The sequence below is a fragment of the Bacillus infantis genome (assembly GCF_050107595.1).
Taxonomy (GTDB): domain Bacteria; phylum Bacillota; class Bacilli; order Bacillales; family Cytobacillaceae; genus Bacillus_AB; species Bacillus_AB infantis_C.
The window spans coordinates 130,983-147,506 of sequence record NZ_JBNILH010000002.1; the positions used below are offsets into that span (position 1 = coordinate 130,983).

Annotated in this window: 17 protein-coding genes; 15 read left to right on the forward strand and 2 right to left on the reverse strand. The window is 46.7% G+C overall.

All coding sequences use genetic code 11. The annotated features are described in order from the left end of the window. Positions 1 to 15 precede the first annotated feature (15 nt). Positions 16 to 903 (forward strand): RluA family pseudouridine synthase, encoded by an 888-nt coding sequence (locus ACQCVH_RS03940; protein ID WP_426834538.1) that lies wholly within the window; start codon positions 16 to 18, stop codon positions 901 to 903. A 47-nt stretch (positions 904 to 950) separates the two neighbouring features. Here ACQCVH_RS03940 and prpE read toward each other — a convergent pair whose 3' ends face one another. Next, positions 951 to 1,691: a bis(5'-nucleosyl)-tetraphosphatase PrpE gene (gene prpE / locus ACQCVH_RS03945; protein WP_426834539.1), complete on the reverse strand. Its 741-nt coding sequence runs from the start codon at positions 1,689 to 1,691 to the stop codon at positions 951 to 953. A gap of 157 nt (positions 1,692 to 1,848) precedes the next feature. Here prpE and mgtE point away from each other — a divergent pair, with 157 nt between their 5' ends. From mgtE to ACQCVH_RS03965, 4 genes are all read left to right on the forward strand, one after another. After that, positions 1,849 to 3,222 carry a magnesium transporter gene (gene mgtE / locus ACQCVH_RS03950; protein ID WP_426834540.1) on the forward strand — a complete coding sequence of 458 codons (1,374 nt, stop codon included), beginning with the start codon at positions 1,849 to 1,851 and terminating at the stop codon, positions 3,220 to 3,222. Positions 3,223 to 3,240: 18 nt separating this feature from the next. After that, positions 3,241 to 5,100 carry a monovalent cation:proton antiporter family protein gene (locus tag ACQCVH_RS03955; protein WP_426834541.1) on the forward strand — a complete coding sequence of 620 codons (1,860 nt, stop codon included), beginning with the start codon at positions 3,241 to 3,243 and terminating at the stop codon, positions 5,098 to 5,100. Positions 5,101 to 5,235: 135 nt separating this feature from the next. Continuing rightward, the gene (gene fabI / locus ACQCVH_RS03960; RefSeq protein WP_426834542.1) at positions 5,236 to 6,009 is read left to right on the forward strand and encodes an enoyl-ACP reductase FabI; all 774 of its coding nucleotides are present in this window, start codon (positions 5,236 to 5,238) and stop codon (positions 6,007 to 6,009) included. Between the two features lie 283 nt (positions 6,010 to 6,292). Next, positions 6,293 to 6,844: a CotO family spore coat protein gene (locus ACQCVH_RS03965; protein WP_426834543.1), complete on the forward strand. Its 552-nt coding sequence runs from the start codon at positions 6,293 to 6,295 to the stop codon at positions 6,842 to 6,844. 561 nt (positions 6,845 to 7,405) lie between these two features. Here ACQCVH_RS03965 and ACQCVH_RS03970 read toward each other — a convergent pair. After that, positions 7,406 to 7,903 (reverse strand): CotY/CotZ family spore coat protein, encoded by a 498-nt coding sequence (locus ACQCVH_RS03970; RefSeq protein ID WP_426834544.1) that lies wholly within the window; start codon positions 7,901 to 7,903, stop codon positions 7,406 to 7,408. A 173-nt stretch (positions 7,904 to 8,076) separates the two neighbouring features. Here ACQCVH_RS03970 and ACQCVH_RS03975 point away from each other — a divergent pair, with 173 nt between their 5' ends. From ACQCVH_RS03975 to ACQCVH_RS04020, 10 genes are all read left to right on the forward strand, one after another. Further along, positions 8,077 to 8,412 (forward strand): DUF1360 domain-containing protein, encoded by a 336-nt coding sequence (locus ACQCVH_RS03975; protein ID WP_426834933.1) that lies wholly within the window; start codon positions 8,077 to 8,079, stop codon positions 8,410 to 8,412. A 575-nt stretch (positions 8,413 to 8,987) separates the two neighbouring features. Next, positions 8,988 to 9,473 (forward strand): YhcN/YlaJ family sporulation lipoprotein, encoded by a 486-nt coding sequence (locus ACQCVH_RS03980; RefSeq protein WP_426834545.1) that lies wholly within the window; start codon positions 8,988 to 8,990, stop codon positions 9,471 to 9,473. A gap of 16 nt (positions 9,474 to 9,489) precedes the next feature. Then, a complete protein-coding gene (spoVAC, locus tag ACQCVH_RS03985; RefSeq protein WP_426834546.1) occupies positions 9,490 to 9,960 on the forward strand; it encodes a stage V sporulation protein AC in 471 nt (156 codons plus the stop codon). Beyond that, positions 9,961 to 10,977 (forward strand): stage V sporulation protein AD, encoded by a 1,017-nt coding sequence (spoVAD, locus tag ACQCVH_RS03990; RefSeq protein WP_426834547.1) that lies wholly within the window; start codon positions 9,961 to 9,963, stop codon positions 10,975 to 10,977. Between the two features lie 34 nt (positions 10,978 to 11,011). Beyond that, complete coding sequence (gene spoVAE / locus ACQCVH_RS03995; RefSeq protein WP_426834548.1) at positions 11,012 to 11,368, forward strand: stage V sporulation protein AE; 357 nt, start codon at positions 11,012 to 11,014, stop codon at positions 11,366 to 11,368. Between the two features lie 77 nt (positions 11,369 to 11,445). Then, entirely contained in the window at positions 11,446 to 12,150 is a 705-nt protein-coding gene (locus ACQCVH_RS04000) for a DUF421 domain-containing protein (RefSeq protein WP_426834549.1), read from the forward strand. A gap of 83 nt (positions 12,151 to 12,233) precedes the next feature. Then, a complete protein-coding gene (locus ACQCVH_RS04005) occupies positions 12,234 to 12,365 on the forward strand; it encodes a YjcZ family sporulation protein (protein ID WP_224900218.1) in 132 nt (43 codons plus the stop codon). A 377-nt stretch (positions 12,366 to 12,742) separates the two neighbouring features. After that, positions 12,743 to 13,951, forward strand: coding sequence for an acyl-CoA dehydrogenase family protein (locus ACQCVH_RS04010; RefSeq protein ID WP_426834550.1), 1,209 nt, complete (start codon positions 12,743 to 12,745; stop codon positions 13,949 to 13,951). Positions 13,952 to 13,969: 18 nt separating this feature from the next. After that, positions 13,970 to 14,743, forward strand: coding sequence for an SDR family oxidoreductase (locus tag ACQCVH_RS04015; protein WP_257990299.1), 774 nt, complete (start codon positions 13,970 to 13,972; stop codon positions 14,741 to 14,743). Between the two features lie 101 nt (positions 14,744 to 14,844). Then, entirely contained in the window at positions 14,845 to 16,461 is a 1,617-nt protein-coding gene (locus tag ACQCVH_RS04020; RefSeq protein WP_426834551.1) for a long-chain-fatty-acid--CoA ligase, read from the forward strand. Positions 16,462 to 16,524: the final 63 nt, after the last annotated feature.

The following is a 16,524-nucleotide window of genomic DNA, read 5'->3' on the forward strand; positions in this document are numbered from 1 at the left end:
GGGAAGAGCCCGTCCATGGATTCGTTCACATTAAATTGGAGAATCGAGAAGCAGGATAGCGGACAGTCCATAAAAGAGTATCTGAAGCAGCGTGAAATTTCCAAAGCTGCTCTGACTGATATAAAGTTCAGCGGCGGGAAGATCGAAGTGAATGGCAATGAGGAAAATGTGCGCTATTTGCTAAAGGAGGGGGACTGCCTCTACGTCAGTTTTCCTTCCGAGAAGCCGAGTCCAGGGATGGAAGCAGAAGACATCCCCCTGGATATTGTGTATGAAGATCCCTATGTACTGGTTGTCAACAAGCCAGCTGCTATGAGCACCATCCCCTCAAGAGAGCATCCCCGCGGCAGTCTTGCGAATGCACTCATCGGCTACTACAGGAAAATCGGTCTTGCGTCGACGGTCCATATTGTCACAAGGCTTGACCGAGACACTACAGGGCTGGTTCTGGTTGCCAAGCACCGCCATGTCCATCATTTAATGAGCACACTTCAAAGAGAAGGCAGGGTAAAGAGAACCTATGAAGCCTTTGCAGAAGGAAAGCTATTCCCGGAAGAAGGGTCCATACAGGCACCGATTGGCCGCAAAAAGGACAGCATCATTGAAAGGGAAGTCAACTTCCTTGATGGACAGTACGCCTGCACACATTATAAGGTAAAAGGTACAGGGGAGTTCACTTATGTAGAGCTGGTGCTTGAAACAGGAAGGACCCATCAGATCCGGGTCCATCTTTCCCATCTCGGCCATCCACTGCTTGGGGACGGGCTGTATGGAGGGAATAAAAATCAAATCAGCCGCCAGGCCCTTCATTGCCGGGAGCTCCGTTTTTATCATCCGTTCCAGGACAGACAGCTTTGCTTTTCAGCAGGGCTGCCTGATGATATGAAGATCTTGCTGGAATAGAAGACAGCCGCCTTTATTAGGCGGCCTTTTTACTATTCCAGCAATATTTAAAGGATGTCCCGGAACTTTTCTGCAGTGAAAGGCATGGAGGAGCCGACAGAAGCCAATTCCATTTCCGGGTATCTTAAGGCCGTAAGCTTATTGCCAAAAACGGCACCTGTATCAATATTATAGGTAGAATTGATGATGCGGGGTTCCTTCACGGGCGTGTGGCCATAGACAATGATTCTCTCTCCCTTATACTCCTTTGCCCAGTCTCTTCTTTCAGGAGTGCCGTCCGCGTTGTTTTTTCCGGTAATATCACCGTACAACACAAAGGTTTTCACCTTTGCATTATTTTTCCCGATAAATTCTTCCTTGATGCCGGCATGGGCGATAATGAGCTTTCCGCCGTCAAGCACCTGATAGAGGGGAGCCTTTTCATACAGTTCCATGAATTTTTTTCTAATTTCCTTTTTTTCCTTATGGGGAAGGGCTTCATATTCTGCAGCAGTCGTTTCAAGGCCGTGGGTAACCTGGACTTTGTTGCCCAGGAAAAAGCGGTAAAGCTTATTGCAATGGTTGCCCGGCGAATAAAAGGCTTCCTGGCGCCTGGCTGCAAGCTCCCAAACAATTTCAACTGTTTTCAGAGACTCGGGGCCCCGGTCTGTCAGATCACCGACAAATGCAAGCTTTCTGCCATCAGGATGTGTTGGAATGCCTGTTTCCCAGGAATAGCCCATTTTCATTGTAAGTGTTCTGAATTCAGCAAAGCATCCATGTATATCCCCAATGATATCAATCTTCATTCTGTTCCTCCTCCGCCTATCATTTAAGCAGGCCTCACTCAGTATATTTGAAATCCTCAAAATATTCCTGTGGGAAGATTTTAATGACGACAAAAAAACAAACATTTGCTAGTATAGTAAAGACTGTTTTAAGTATACCCGGAAGGAGGGGGAAATCATGCCCGATATGCAAGAAAGACCTTCGGAGCAATATAACCGCGAGCTGCTGCTCCAGTCTTTACAAAATGAAGATTTAGATGTTTTCAGGGAGGAGTTCCTTGATCTGCACCCTTATGATCAAGCTTCATTTTTTAAGGAGCTGGAGGAAGAGGCCCGTTCAGTCATCTATCAATTCCTGTCCCCGGAGGAAATGGCAGATCTCTTTGAAAATCTGGAAGTGGATGAGGAAGAATACAAAGATGTATTGGCTGAAATGAATCCCAGCTATGCAGCAGATATGCTGTCAAATATGTATGCCGATGATGCGGTCGATGTCCTGAATGAATTGGACAAAGACCAGGCTGCAAGCTATCTGACCATAATGGACAGTGATGCTGCCCAGGAAATCAAAGACCTGCTGCATTATGAAGAATATACAGCAGGAAGCATCATGACGACTGAATTCATTTCAATCTCCGCTAATCAGACGGTCCGATCCGCTATGTATATCCTGAAAAATGAAGCCCCCCGGGCAGAAACAATTTATTATGTATATGTAGTGGATGAGGACAAGAAGCTGGCAGGGGTCATCTCACTCCGTGATCTGATTGTGAACGATGATGACACGATGATCGCGGAAATCACTAATGACCGGGTCGTCTCAGTGTCAGTGGGGGAAGATCAGGAGGATGTTGCCAGAAAAATAAAGGATTATAATTTCCTGGCCCTGCCAGTTGTGGATTTTCAAAATCATTTATTGGGAATTATAACAGTTGATGATGTCATGGATGTTATGGAAGAAGAGGCGTCAGACGATTATTCCAAGCTCGCAGCGGTTTCTGACATGGATACTCTTGATCGAAGTCCATTTGCTGCTGCCAGAAAGAGGCTGCCCTGGCTTATTATCCTTCTGTTTCTGGGGATGATGACTGCCAGTCTGATTGGACGGTTTGAAGAAACACTGAGCAAGGTGTCAATACTGGCTGTGTTTATACCGCTTATTGCCGGCATGGCTGGAAATACGGGCACACAGGCCCTGGCGGTCGCTGTACGCGGGATTGCAACAGGCGACCTTGAAAGAGAGAACAAATCGAAGCTTATTTTCAGGGAAGCCGGGACGGGTGTCATTACAGGGACGATCTGCGGGATATTGGTCAGTCTGGCTGTATGGCTTTGGCATGGCGATATCTATCTTGGCCTGCTTGTCGGCATTTCCATTTTCTCTACATTGATTGTTGCAACACTTGCAGGGGCGCTTGTACCATTGATCATGCACCGTATGAAGATCGACCCGGCAGTTGCTTCAGGACCTTTTATTACGACAATAAACGATATTATCAGTATTTTAATTTATTTTGGGATGGCCACATTGTTCATGAGCTATCTGATTTAAATCGGAGGAGGAATAGATATGGAGCATGGAGCATCTGTTGCTTCTCTTGTTATAGTCATTCTTGCAGCATTTATCACACCTATTGTGCTGCATCGATTGAAATTAAGCTTTATCCCTGTCGTCGTGGCGGAAATCATTGTCGGCCTTATCATAGGAAAGAGCGGGTTTGATCTGGTCCACGAAGACATGTGGCTGGAAACCCTCTCTACCCTCGGTTTTATTTTTCTGATGTTTTTAAGCGGCCTTGAAATTGATTTTTCGGCTTTTAAAAAGAGCAAGAAAAAGGCAGTTCTGCCAAATGGAAAGCCTGAGCCTAACACTTTTCTGGTCGCGTCCATTGTGTTTGTCGGTATTTTCGCAGTTTCGCTGCTGCTTTCCTATTTATTTGTCCTGGCAGGGTTTATTGATAATGCCTTCCTGATGACCTTGATCATTTCGACAATATCTCTTGGGGTGGTAGTCCCTACATTAAAAGAGGCCCATCTGATGAAAACGGGGATTGGGCAGATCATCCTTTTGATAGCAGTCATTGCCGACTTGGCGACAATGATTCTGCTTGCGGTCTTTGTTTCGCTGAATGATGGAGGCGAAGGCAATACCTGGCTGCTCCTCGTATTATTCGGAGCCGGTGTCATTCTGTTCTTTGTCGGAAAGAAGTTCCAGAAACGCAATTTCATTGAAGCAATGTCAACCGGTACAGTCCAAATTGGAACCAGGGCAGTTTTCACACTTATTCTGCTCTTGGTAGGGCTTTCCGAAACGGTCGGCGCGGAGAATATACTTGGTGCATTCCTGGCAGGTGTGCTTGTGTCACTTCTTGCACCGAATCAGGAAATGATTCATAAATTGGATTCATTCGGCTATGGCTTCCTGATTCCGATCTTCTTTGTAATGGTCGGTGTTGATCTTAATGTGTGGTCGTTATTCAGCGATCAGAAGATGCTTATGCTAATTCCGCTTCTGCTGATTGCCCTGCTTGCTTCCAAGCTTGTCCCTGTTCTTATTCTCAAGAAATGGTATGACGCAAAAACCGTGATATCATCAGGGTTTCTGCTGACATCCACGCTTTCCCTTGTCATTGCGGCGGCAACCATAGGGGAAAGGATGGAGATTATTACCGCAGAGATGAGCGGAACGCTGATCCTGGTTGCAATCATTACCTGTGTGCTGACTCCGATCGTTTTCAAAAAGCTTTTCCCGAAAGAAGCTGCAGAGGAAAAAATGCTCAAGGTCGCCTTCATTGGCGCCAACCAGCTCACACTTCCGGTTTACAGCGAACTGAAATCCTCGCTGTATGAACCAAAGCTGTATCATAAAAAGCAAGAGAAGTCGGATAAGCAGATTGCCGATTCCCTTTTTGAGATAGAAGAGGTTGAAGATTTCTCAGTGGAAGTACTTGAGGGTACAGATGTTTTCAGTTCGGATATTGTCGTGATTTCTACAGGTGATGAAGAAGCTAATGCCACATTATCCGTCGCTTTCAAAGAACGGGGAGTAGAGCGGGTCATCTGCCGGATTGAAAGTCCTGACCTGGAAGAATCCCTTCGTGAGCAGGAAGTGGAAGTCTTCTCAGTACTTTTATCTACAAAGGCGCTTTTGCGTGCTTTAATCGAATCTCCGAGTGTGATGAATATCCTGACCAACCAGGAGACGTCCCTGTATGAGATCAAGCTGTTAAACAGCCAGTTTGACGGCATGACCTTAAGGAGGTTTCCATTTACCGGGGATGTTATCTTTGTCCGCATTTTCCGCGGAATGGATTCGATTGTACCGCATGGGGATACTGAGCTTCAAATGAATGACAGGCTGATTGTTACAGGTACTAAAGAGTATGTTGATGAATTAAAGCGTGAGCTTGAGTTCTGCGAATGGTGTTAGCATTAATGGAAAAGCCGGCCGTGTAAGAATGGCCGGCTTTCTTATATTCTCCTTCAGCACTTTCCTTTTGGCTGATACTGTAGTAATATTAGTACTAGGTACTAATAACATGTATTAATATAGGAGGCACCAAATATGACTCTGTCTTTAGCTGGAAAAACATATGTTGTAATGGGAGTGGCCAATAAACGCAGCATAGCGTGGGGAATTGCCCGTTCATTGCATGAAGCAGGAGCGCGCCTGATATTTACATATGCAGGAGAACGCCTTGAAAAGAGCGTTAGAGAGCTGGCTGGCTCATTGGAAAATGCTAATAGCCTTGTAATCCCTTGCGATGTGACGAATGACGATGAGGTTGCCCGATGCTTTGCCGAAATTAAAGCCCAGGCAGGAACTATTCACGGTGTGGCTCATTGCATCGCATTTGCCAATAAAGAGGAACTGCAGGGAGACTTCATGAATACGACCAGGGACGGATTCCTGCTTGCCCACAATATCAGTTCTTATTCTTTGACAGCAGTGGCAAAGGAAGCAAAAGAACTGATGACTGATGGGGGAAGCATTGTTACTTTGACCTATCTGGGCGGAGAGCGAGTTATGCAGAATTATAATGTCATGGGAGTTGCCAAGGCGTCTCTGGATGCAAGTGTCAGATACCTCGCTTCAGATCTTGGAAAAGCCGGTATCCGTGTCAATTCTATTTCTGCCGGCCCGATCCGTACCTTGTCAGCAAAAGGTGTCAGCGACTTCAATTCAATTTTGAGGGAGATTGAAGAAAAGGCACCTCTGCGCCGCACCACAACTCAGGAAGAAGTCGGAGATACTGCGGTGTTCTTATTCAGCGATATGTCCAGAGGAATCACTGGGGAGAACATCCATGTTGACTCAGGATTCCATATCATGGGCTAAAAAATAGGCAGGCCAGTCATGGCCTGCCTTTTCAATATGTAAATGGGGGGGAAACCTGAAGCAGGGGAATGTCTATCCCGCAACAAGGTTCCTTATATTCCACAATAGCACAAGATTATGAACGATAAATTCCCGCCGTGTTAATCCTTTGTAAAGCTGCTTATCTGATGTTTTACTTCCTCCACAGCAATATGTTTGAAACAAAGGTCCTTGGCCGCCCTGTAAACGAATCGGCCCATTTTGCATACATATATGAAGGAGAACCAATTCGGAGGTGCACAGGGTGGAGAAAAAAACAAAAGAGCCTATGCTTTATATCCATCAGCCCAATTTTAAAATGCCTGAGATTAAAATGCAGGAGGTTTACTCTGCAAAAAATGCTAAAAAGCAGGATGCGGCGGATCGGCAGGCAAATGATAACCACAAAAAAAGTAAGCCGGCCGGACAAAGGGAAGAGTCCATTTTCGGTCCAGCCAGTCCGGAACTTGGATCAGCAGAGAGAAAAGAGGATGTGCAGTCGGCAATCGGTGATTATCAGGATGCTCACCTTGAAAAGAAGGAAGAAGAATCGCGGAAGCAAGGGTTCTTTTCCTTTCAAAGAGTAAAACCCTTCAAAGAAATGAATGTGGAAGAAAGGCTGGAATATCTGCTTAATTTTCCGAAGCAGCTGCCGCCTGTTCCCTGCCTGATTTCCACGGAAGAAAAAACTTACAGGGGTATAGTGCAGAGCATGCCTTCTGTAAATGAGGTAGAAATAAAGCTAATGGATCAATCCTTAGAAACGATTAACGTAAAGTCTCTAAAAGAAATCAGGATGATTGGCTTTACAAAGTAATAAGAACGTAAGAAAGCCAGCCCTCGGGCTGGCTTTCTTAATGAATGGAAAAACAATTGGTTATTATGATTCTGAGCAGCTTTTCCGCATTTGAATTAACCAGCTCCTTAATGAGCAAGCGCCTTCCGCATTTCTGTTTTGTCCAGCTGCAGCGGCTAGAGCCTCGAGTCATAAGCCACGGTAGAATTAAAGGCAAAGAACGCCTTTTATTCTACCGCGTCTTATGCTTGTCGGCTCTGGGCAAGCCGCCTCCGCATTTCTGTTTGTCCAGCTCCAGGCGCTAGCCCCTCGAGTCATAAGCCACTTCAGGATTGAAGGCAAAGAACGCCTTCTATCCTGAAGCGTCTTATGCTTGAGGCCCGCAGGATGTGGGTCATGCAGACGTTGCCACAGGACGTGGCGTTCTTAGTCTGCGCTCCTTAAAGAGCAAGCGCCTTCCGCATTTCAATACAAAAACAAAGCGGTTCGCCGGTCATAGCCGGCGAACGCCAAGTGATTGACTTGCCTGACTTATGCAAAGAAGGTTCTAACTCAGAAGGGCCATTCAGAATGGCCAGGATGCTAGTCACAGATGTCTAGGTTAACATCGGCAATGCACTGAACAGCACAGAAGCATTTCAGGTCGACTGTAATGCAGTCATTCGTTTTGACAAAGCGGTCTACCTGGCATACCTTTTTGAGGTCGATGCAGCAGTCATCTGTAAGATCCACTGTATCATAGCCGTCATGTGTTCTCTTTTGCGGTTCAAGGACGCGGAGCACTGCGCAGCAGTTATCAAAAATATCTTCTACACGGAAGAAGATGGATACGCAAGAGCATTCGCTGCCTCTGAAGAAAGCATGGAATGGAGATCCATCAGCTGTTTTCAGGACAAATACGCGAGTATCGGCATTTTGCCTTTTAGACGGAGAAACCAGTGTCCCAAGCGGCTCCAGGAAACAATTCGTCGGGCACTCGCATACATCTTCGGCATTATCTTGAATATCTTTAATCGCACGAACCACTTCGCAGACACAGCTGTTTGAGCTTAAAACATTGTCTTTTTTTCCACAACCCATTATCTTTTCCTCCTTTTGTTTCTTGTGATACTACACTAATAACATATTGCCGGAAGGGCTTATGGGTTACGGACAAACGCCTTGTTTCTGAAAATTAGGCAGTTTTTTTTCTGCTGTGCATAAAGTGTAGTACTGCATTAGCTTTAGGAAAAAACTTAGAAGAGGTGTACATGATGTTCATATCATTATGGGAATTAACTGTGCTGGCCTTAGCAGCCTTCCGGCTGACAAGGCTGATTGTATTTGATTCTATTACCGAATTCTTCAGGCAGATTTTTTTGGAGGAGGCAGTGGAAGAAGGAGAGACTTATTATGTGACGAGGCCAGGGGTAATCCGAGGATTTATCGGCGAGCTTATTAGCTGCTATTGGTGCACAGGCGTATGGGCCTCTGCATTGCTTTATCTCTCCTATCTTTATTTCCCAATGACGGCGGTCCCTGTCATCTTTATACTTGCCATCGCCGGTGCTGCTGCTTTTATTGAATCTGTCATTCAGCGGCTTATCTGAAACTGGACTGTGGCACTATGCCGGCACAGGCACTGATTTGCATGCATAAAATAGCACTGTGTACAAGAAATTAAAATATTGGAGGCATCCTTATGTTAAATACTGATAAACCGGTACAGGGGACAGTGTCCCTGCCTGTCAAAAAGAAAAAAAAGAAGAAGGGCTGCAGTTGCGGCAAAAAGAAGGGGACCAGCTGAATAAAAAAGGCTAAATATGCTTATCCAGAAGCCGCGCTTGCGGCTTTTTATTTTTGTATAAGAATTTATAAATTGTAAGTCTTGTGGATTATTATCATTTCTTGATCAACGTCCAGCAGCTGCGCCGAGGTCACAAGCCAAACCTCCCAAAAAGGCAAAGAACGCCTTTCCGGGAGGTTCGTCTTGATGTCCCCAGGAAGCTGGTCATGCAGACGTTGCCACAGGACGCGGCGTTCTTAGTCTGCGTTCCTTAAAGTGATCAAGGCGCTTGTGTTTTTGTTCTTACATTTTTTTCAAGTTGGTTTTATTCATAAAATGACAGAAACGTGAGGAAAATATAAGAGCGATTAAATCCATTTTACATAGGAAGGACAGCTTATGAACAGGACACAGATGTTTAGAAAGTCAATCATCATCGTAGCGGCCATTCTTTATGTGAGCGGCTGCAGCAACGAACAAAAAACTGCGGAAAGCCGCCTGGCACTGATAAAAACGACCAATCCGCAGCCTTTGCTTCTTGATGAAAAGAAGGAGAAGCGGAAGGATTTGGCGCCGAAAGTGAAAAAGGAAATTGAAGCGATAAAAGAGGTTTATGATGTAGCGGTGGTAGTTGGCGAGAAAGAAGTCCTTGTGGCTTATAAGGTCAAGCATCTTCAGCGTTTTCATATGAAAAAGATTGAAAAAGCGATTAATAAGCGTCTGGAGAAAAAGTTTCCTAAAGAAGATTTCATCGTTTCAAGCGACTATAAGATTTTTCTTGAAGCCGTTGAATTGAAGGAACAGCTGAAGGATCCTGATTTCTCACGTAAAAAGGCCAATGATAAGCTGAAAGAAATTATTAATATGAAAAAAGAGCTGACATAGAAAGGGGCGAGGGGCAGTGGCAAAGAGCAGCAAGACATCTGAGCAGAAGAAATATGAACAGCTTGAACAAAAGCACGAAACAAAGCGTCCGGTCCTGAAGAACTGCCTGAAGGCGTTTTGGGTAGGAGGGTTAATCTGTGTGATCGGCCAGGCCATCACTTATTTTTATATATATTTCTTTGATTTTACAGAGCAGACAGCAGGCAACCCTACAGTCGCCACCATGATTTTCATTTCCATGCTGCTGACAGGCTTTGGGGTATACGACCATATCGGCCAATATGCCGGAGCTGGGTCGGCTGTGCCGGTTACAGGCTTTGGAAATGCAGTTATTTCTGCTGCCATAGAGCACCGTACGGAAGGATTTGTGCTGGGTGTCGGAGGAAATATGTTTAAGCTGGCCGGTTCTGTTATCTTATTTGGGGTTTTTTCCGCTTTTGTCGTCGCTCTTGTCAAAACACTATTAGTCATGTGGGGGGTGCTGTGAATGCTGAAAGGTAAACAATCATGGGCTTTTCAGAATAAGCCTGTTATTCTCTCGACAGGCGTTTCAGGGGGTCCCTTTGAAGCAAAAGGCAATCTGGCTGAGGACTTTGATATCCTTCACGATGACCTGTGGATGGGGGAGGACTCTTATGAAAAAGCCCACAGGGTTCTCATGGAGGAAGCAGCCCGGACAGCTATGCAAAAAGGTTCTGTACAGAAAGATGATGTACAGTTTTTTATTGCCGGAGACCTGATTAACCAGATTACCCCCAGCAGCCTTGCAGCAAGAACTATTCAGCTTCCGTATTTCGGTATATTCGGAGCATGTTCGACTTCAATGGAAGGCCTGGCATTATCTGCTTTTATCATCAATTACGGAGGAGCAAAGAAAATCATCACCGGGGCTTCAAGCCACAACTCTGCCGTAGAAAAACAGTTCCGCTATCCAACTGAATATGGGGGCCAGAAGCCCCCTACTGCCCAATGGACCGTAACGGGCGGGGGTGCGGCGCTTCTGGGCGAAAATACAGGACAAAAAGATATGCCGGCTGCCGTTTCTGCTACAATTGGAAAAGTCATTGACATGGGGCTGACAGATCCATTTAATATGGGAGGCGCCATGGCACCTGCAGCAGCTGACACGATTTCGGCCCACTTCAGGGATATGGAAATAGAACCTTCTTATTACGACCTGATTGTCACCGGTGATCTTGGAAAGATTGGGAGGGAGACAGTCCTTGAGCTTTTACAGAATGAGGGGCTTAAAATTGATGAGAATAGGTTTGCAGACTGCGGCCTTTTAATTTACAAAGATGATCAGCCAGTACAGTCAGGGGGAAGCGGGGCAGGCTGTTCAGCTTCCGTGCTTTACGGGCATCTATTGAACAGGATGAAGCGGGGGGAATTGAAAAGGATCCTTGTAGTGGCAACAGGTGCTCTCTTATCTCCGCTGACTTTTCAGCAGAAGGAAAGCATTCCCTGCATTGCCCATGCCGTAGCGATTGAAATGATTCAGTGAAGAAGAACCGGGAGTTCAGAAAGGAGATTTTTGCATGCTAGCAATGTTTTTTTGGGCATTTGTTGTAGGAGGGATCATTTGTGTGATCGGCCAGCTGATTCTTGATATCGGCAAGCTGACCCCAGGCCATACTTTAAGTATATTTGTGGTAATCGGGGCGGTACTTGACGGGCTTGGTCTTTATGAGCCTTTTGCAGACTTTGCCGGTGCAGGCGCCACTATTCCTATTACAAGCTTTGGCAACTCACTGGTCCATGGAGCCCTTCAGGAGGCGGAACAGCACGGGCTTGTCGGGGTGCTGACCGGGATGTTTGAAGTGACAAGCTCTGGTATATCCGCTGCTATTGTATTCGGCTTTTTAGGCGCTTTGCTGTTCAAGCCAAAAGGATAAGCCAGGATCCGCAGAGTTATGGGAAAGCAGGGTGCTGCGGATCCGCAATATAAGGTTATGAAGAGGAGGCTGGCAGGATGCCGGACTTTGGAGCTGCAATCATTAGATCGGTCTTGATCATCATCGCTCTATTTTTTATTACTAAAGTGCTCGGGAAAAAACAGCTCTCTTCTTTATCATTTTATGAGTATATTGTCGGCATCACTATTGGCGATATTGCTGGCAGCATCTCGATGGACCCGAGGCTCCGGCTGGCATCCAGCCTCCCGGCGCTCCTGATCTGGTCCGCGACGCCCTTGATTGTATCGCTTTTATCCCTCCGTTTTCCTATATTTCGGGCTGCTGTAGAAGGAAAAGCAACTGTATTCATTCAAAATGGCAGTCTGCTGAAGGAAAAGGTAAAAAAGGAAAAGTATACGATGGATGAACTTCAGGAGCAGCTGAGGCTGAAAAGTATTTTTGACCTTGAAGATGTCGAGTTTGCCCAGCTTGAAACAAATGGACAGATCAGTGTCCTCTTAAAGAAAGAAAAACAGCCTGTCATCTATAAAGATTTGGAATCGGTTCTGCAGGCTGTGCATGATCCGAAGGACACTGGTCATACCGGACAGGAACTGTCAGCTGTAAATTTACTGGGTTGCATAAAAAAGTGGCAGGAACAGTTCGAGCAATTTTCTCAAGAAGCACCGCAATTCTCCGAAGCCTGCAGGCAGTTTTCTGCTGAAATGGAAACTTTCCGCAAACAAATTCAGCCGGTTTTGAAAATCCAAAAAGAAAATTGAAAGCAATACTGGGAGCTTGCCCACACACCTTTCGTCATTTTTCATATGTTATAAGTGAGTAAAGACAAAGTGAGGTGACTTTGATGGGCTACGGATATGGCGGATGCGGCTACGGCGGCGGTGGCGGCGGCTATTACGGAGGAGGTTCAACTTTCGTACTAATCGTTGTATTGTTCATTTTGTTGATTGTTGTTGGAGCTAGCTTCTATAACTAAAAGCGGGAAGAAGAGCTGCCTCAGGGCAGTTCTTTTATTTTTGTATAGGAATTTGTAAATTGCAAGTCTTGTGGATAAATATCAATTCTTGATCAACGTCCAGCTTTAGCACCTGCCCCCTCGAGGTCACAAGCCAAACCTCCCAAAAAGGCAAAGAAAGCCTTTCCGGGAGGTTCCGTCTTGAGGCCCCCAGGATGGGGGTCATGCAGACGTTGCCACAGGACGTGGCGTTCTTATTCTGCGTTCCTTTGGGTGATCAAGGCGCTTGCACTTTTGTTTTGACAGAATTTTTAGAACAATGGTTGAATAATTTTCTGAAAAGAGTATACTATTTTACATACCGACCGGTTAGTAAGTTGAGGAAGGAGCTTGAAAGAATGGATTTTTCTTATTCAGGCAGAGTGAGGGAATTGCAGGATAAGCTTACTGAATTCATGGAAAGGCATGTATACCCTGCTGAACATGTATATGAAAAGCAGCTTAATGAGCAGGCTACGCGCTGGAGCCAGGTCCCGCAAATTATGGAAGATCTGAAGGAGAAGGCAAAGGCTGAAGGTTTGTGGAATCTGTTCCTGCCGGAAAGTGAATATGGGGCAGGGCTGTCAAATCTGGAATACGCCCCGCTATGCGAAATTATGGGCAGGTCCCTGATTGGCCCGGAGGTGTTTAATTGCAGCGCCCCTGATACAGGCAATATGGAGGTGCTGGTCCGATATGGGAGCGATGAACAAAAAAAACGGTGGCTTGCTCCCCTTTTGGCAGGAGAGATCAGGTCTTGCTTTTCAATGACCGAACCTGGAACTGCTTCCTCGGATGCAACAAATATTGAGGCAAGCATCGGGCAGGATGGAGACGAGTACGTCATAAACGGAAGAAAGTGGTGGTCTTCGGGGGCGGGAGATCCAAGGTGCAGTGTGGCCATTGTGATGGGAAAGACAGACAAAAACGCCGCACGGCATGAGCAGCAGTCAATGATCCTTGTGCCCCTTGATGCTCCGGGAGTTTCGATTGAACGGATGCTCCCTGTATTCGGCTATGACCATGCACCGCACGGTCATGCAGAGATTACATACAAAAACGTCAGGGTCCCAAAAGAAAATATCATCTGGGGGAAAGGGAAAGGCTTTGCCATCGCCCAGGGCAGGCTTGGCCCGGGAAGGATCCATCATTGCATGAGGCTGATCGGGGCGGCAGAACGGGCTCTTGAAATCATGTGCAGGAGGGTCCAGACAAGGACTGCATTTGGGAAGCCGCTCTCAAGACAGGGAGTGATAGGCGAATGGATTGCAGACTCCCGGATTGAGATTGAGCAGGCGAGGCTGCTGACGCTTAAAGCTGCTTATATGATGGATACGGTTGGAAACAAAGAAGCAAAAGCAGAAATTGCCATGATAAAAGTCACTGCCCCCTCTATGGCACTCCGGGTATTGGACAGGAGCATCCAGGCTATGGGAGGAGCGGGCGTTTCCGATGATTACCCGCTGGCTGCACATTGGGCAAATGCCAGGACACTGAGACTGGCTGACGGTCCTGATGAAGTGCACAGGGCACAGATTGCAAAACTGGAAATGCGGAAGCATCAATAACTAATGGAGGTTTTAGAGATGAATGTGATGGGACTTTTTGATCTTAAAGGGAAAACGGCGATTGTCACCGGCGGCGGAAGAGGCCTCGGGGCCCAGATTGCTGAAGGGCTGGCAGAAGCAGGCGCCAATATCGTAATCTGTTCACGGAAGGTTGAGGCCTGCAGGGAAACCGCTGCCCATCTTGAAAGCCTTGGAGTAAGAGCACTTGCACTGCAGTGTGATATTTCCAATCCGGACGAAGTTCAGCAGACTGTGGACAGAACAGTGGAGGAGTTCGGCACAATTGATATCCTTGTCAATAATTCCGGTGCAACCTGGGGGGCGCCTGCCGCAGAGATGCCTCTTGAAGCATGGAAGAAAGTCATCGATGTCAATGTGACCGGAACCTTCCTCATGAGCCAGGCTGCAGGGAAGGTGATGATAGAGCAGAAGAGCGGCAAAATCATCAATATTGCTTCCGTTGCAGGCCTCGGAGGGACAGATCCGCGTGTCATGGATACACTCGGTTATAACACGAGCAAAGGTGCGGTCATCACCATGACAAAAGATTTGGCAGTTAAATGGGGAAAGTACAATATTAATGTGAATAGCATTGCCCCTGGTTTCTTCCCTACAAAAATGTCGCAGGCCATCATTGAACATGGAAAAGATCCAATCCTTGATGCAACACCACTCAAGCGCTTCGGTACTGACCAGGATCTGAAGGGGGCAGCTCTTTTTCTTGCATCGGAAGCATCAAGCTATGTAACAGGCAATGTCCTGGTGGTAGACGGAGGGACACACGCAATGTAGAAGATGGATGTGTCTGCTGACTGCAGAAAATATTGTAAGCCTTTTCATTATCCTTTGGTATTCCGCTATTAAACTATGCTTTTCATACAGGAGGTATAAAGATGAGCACAAAGAACTGGCTTGCCCATTATCCGGATTCTGCTGCAAGAGAGGTGGAGATCCCTGACATTACTCTCCCGAAAATGCTGGATGATACAGCAGAACAATACCCGGAGCATATCGCATTATCATTTTATGGGAAGAAGATTACCTACCAGGAACTTCAGCAGCATGTCAGACTGTTTGCTGCTTCCCTGCAGGCGAGCGGGCTTGAGAAAGGCGGAAGAGTCGCTGTCATGCTCCCTAACTGCCCCCAATATGTCATTGCCTATTACGGAATCCTTGCCGCCGGCGGGATCGTCACCCAAGTGAACCCGATGAGTGTGGAACGGGAAATTGAATATATTTTAAATGATTCGGGTGCAGAAAGAATGGTTGCCCTCGATGCATTTTATCCAAAAGTAAACAGTGTCCGCAGCAGCACGCCACTTAAAGAAATTATAGCAGTAAGCCTCCAGCCTTCCGCCGTGAATTTTGGCGAAGACAGTGCCTTTGAGGGCTTCCTGCAGCGGGGCAAGGGAAACTTTGCACCGGTAGTGCTGGAGCCGGAGCATGATACAGCCGTACTTCAATATACAGGGGGTACAACAGGCCGGTCCAAGGGGGCCATGCTGACCCACAGAAATATTATTGCCAATGTAGTGCAGTCTTACGAATTCTTCAAGCAGACTATTGAAATGGGTGAAGAACGTTATCTGACTGTCATTCCGCTGTTCCATGTATTTGGCATGACATCCTGCATGAATCTATCGATTTATACTGCTTCAGAATCCATCATGCTGCCAAGGTTCGAACTTGAAGAGGTGCTGGAAACGATTAAAAATGAGCAGCCGACAGTGTTCCCGGGTGTCCCGACAATGTATGGAGCTATTACAAATCACCCCAGGGCAGAGGAATACGGCATTGACAGCATTGAGGTCTGCAACAGCGGGAGCGCACCTATGCCTGTCGAGGTGCTGAAGGAGTTTGAAAGAAAGACGGGTGCTGTCATCCTGGAGGGCTACGGGCTTTCTGAGGCTTCTCCCACCACCCACTGCAACCCGGTATTTGCTGCCCGTAAAGCGGGGAGTGTAGGAATCGGTTTTCCTTCAACTGACTATAAAATAGTAGATTTGGCGTCAGGAAGCGAGGAAGTCCCTGCCGGTGAGCTTGGAGAAGTGATCATAAAGGGGCCGCAGGTGATGAAGGGCTATTGGAATATGCCTGAGGAGACGGCACATGCTCTGCGGGAAGGCTGGCTTTATACAGGGGACATTGCAAGGGTTGATGAAGAAGGCTACCTATACATCGTCGACAGGAAAAAAGATATGATCATCGCGAGCGGCTATAACATCTATCCGCGCGATATTGAAGAAGTGCTCTATGAGCACCCTGCCGTCCAGGAGGCGGTGGTGATCGGCGTGCCTGACGCGTACAGGGGAGAAGATGTGAAAGCAGTCATCGTCCTAAAATCGGGCAAACTGGCGGACGAAAAGGAAATCATGGAATTCTGCCGCGCCAATATGGCTGCGTATAAGGTGCCGGGCATCATCGAATTCAGGGATGCACTCCCGAAAACAAGTGTTGGAAAAATACTCCGCAGAGCATTGCGGGAGGAAGCGGGAACAGGCCGGCGTTAAGACAGGTTGTTTACATGGCATTCCTATGCTGAAAAAAGGCTTTCCGATGGGCATTCTTAGAAA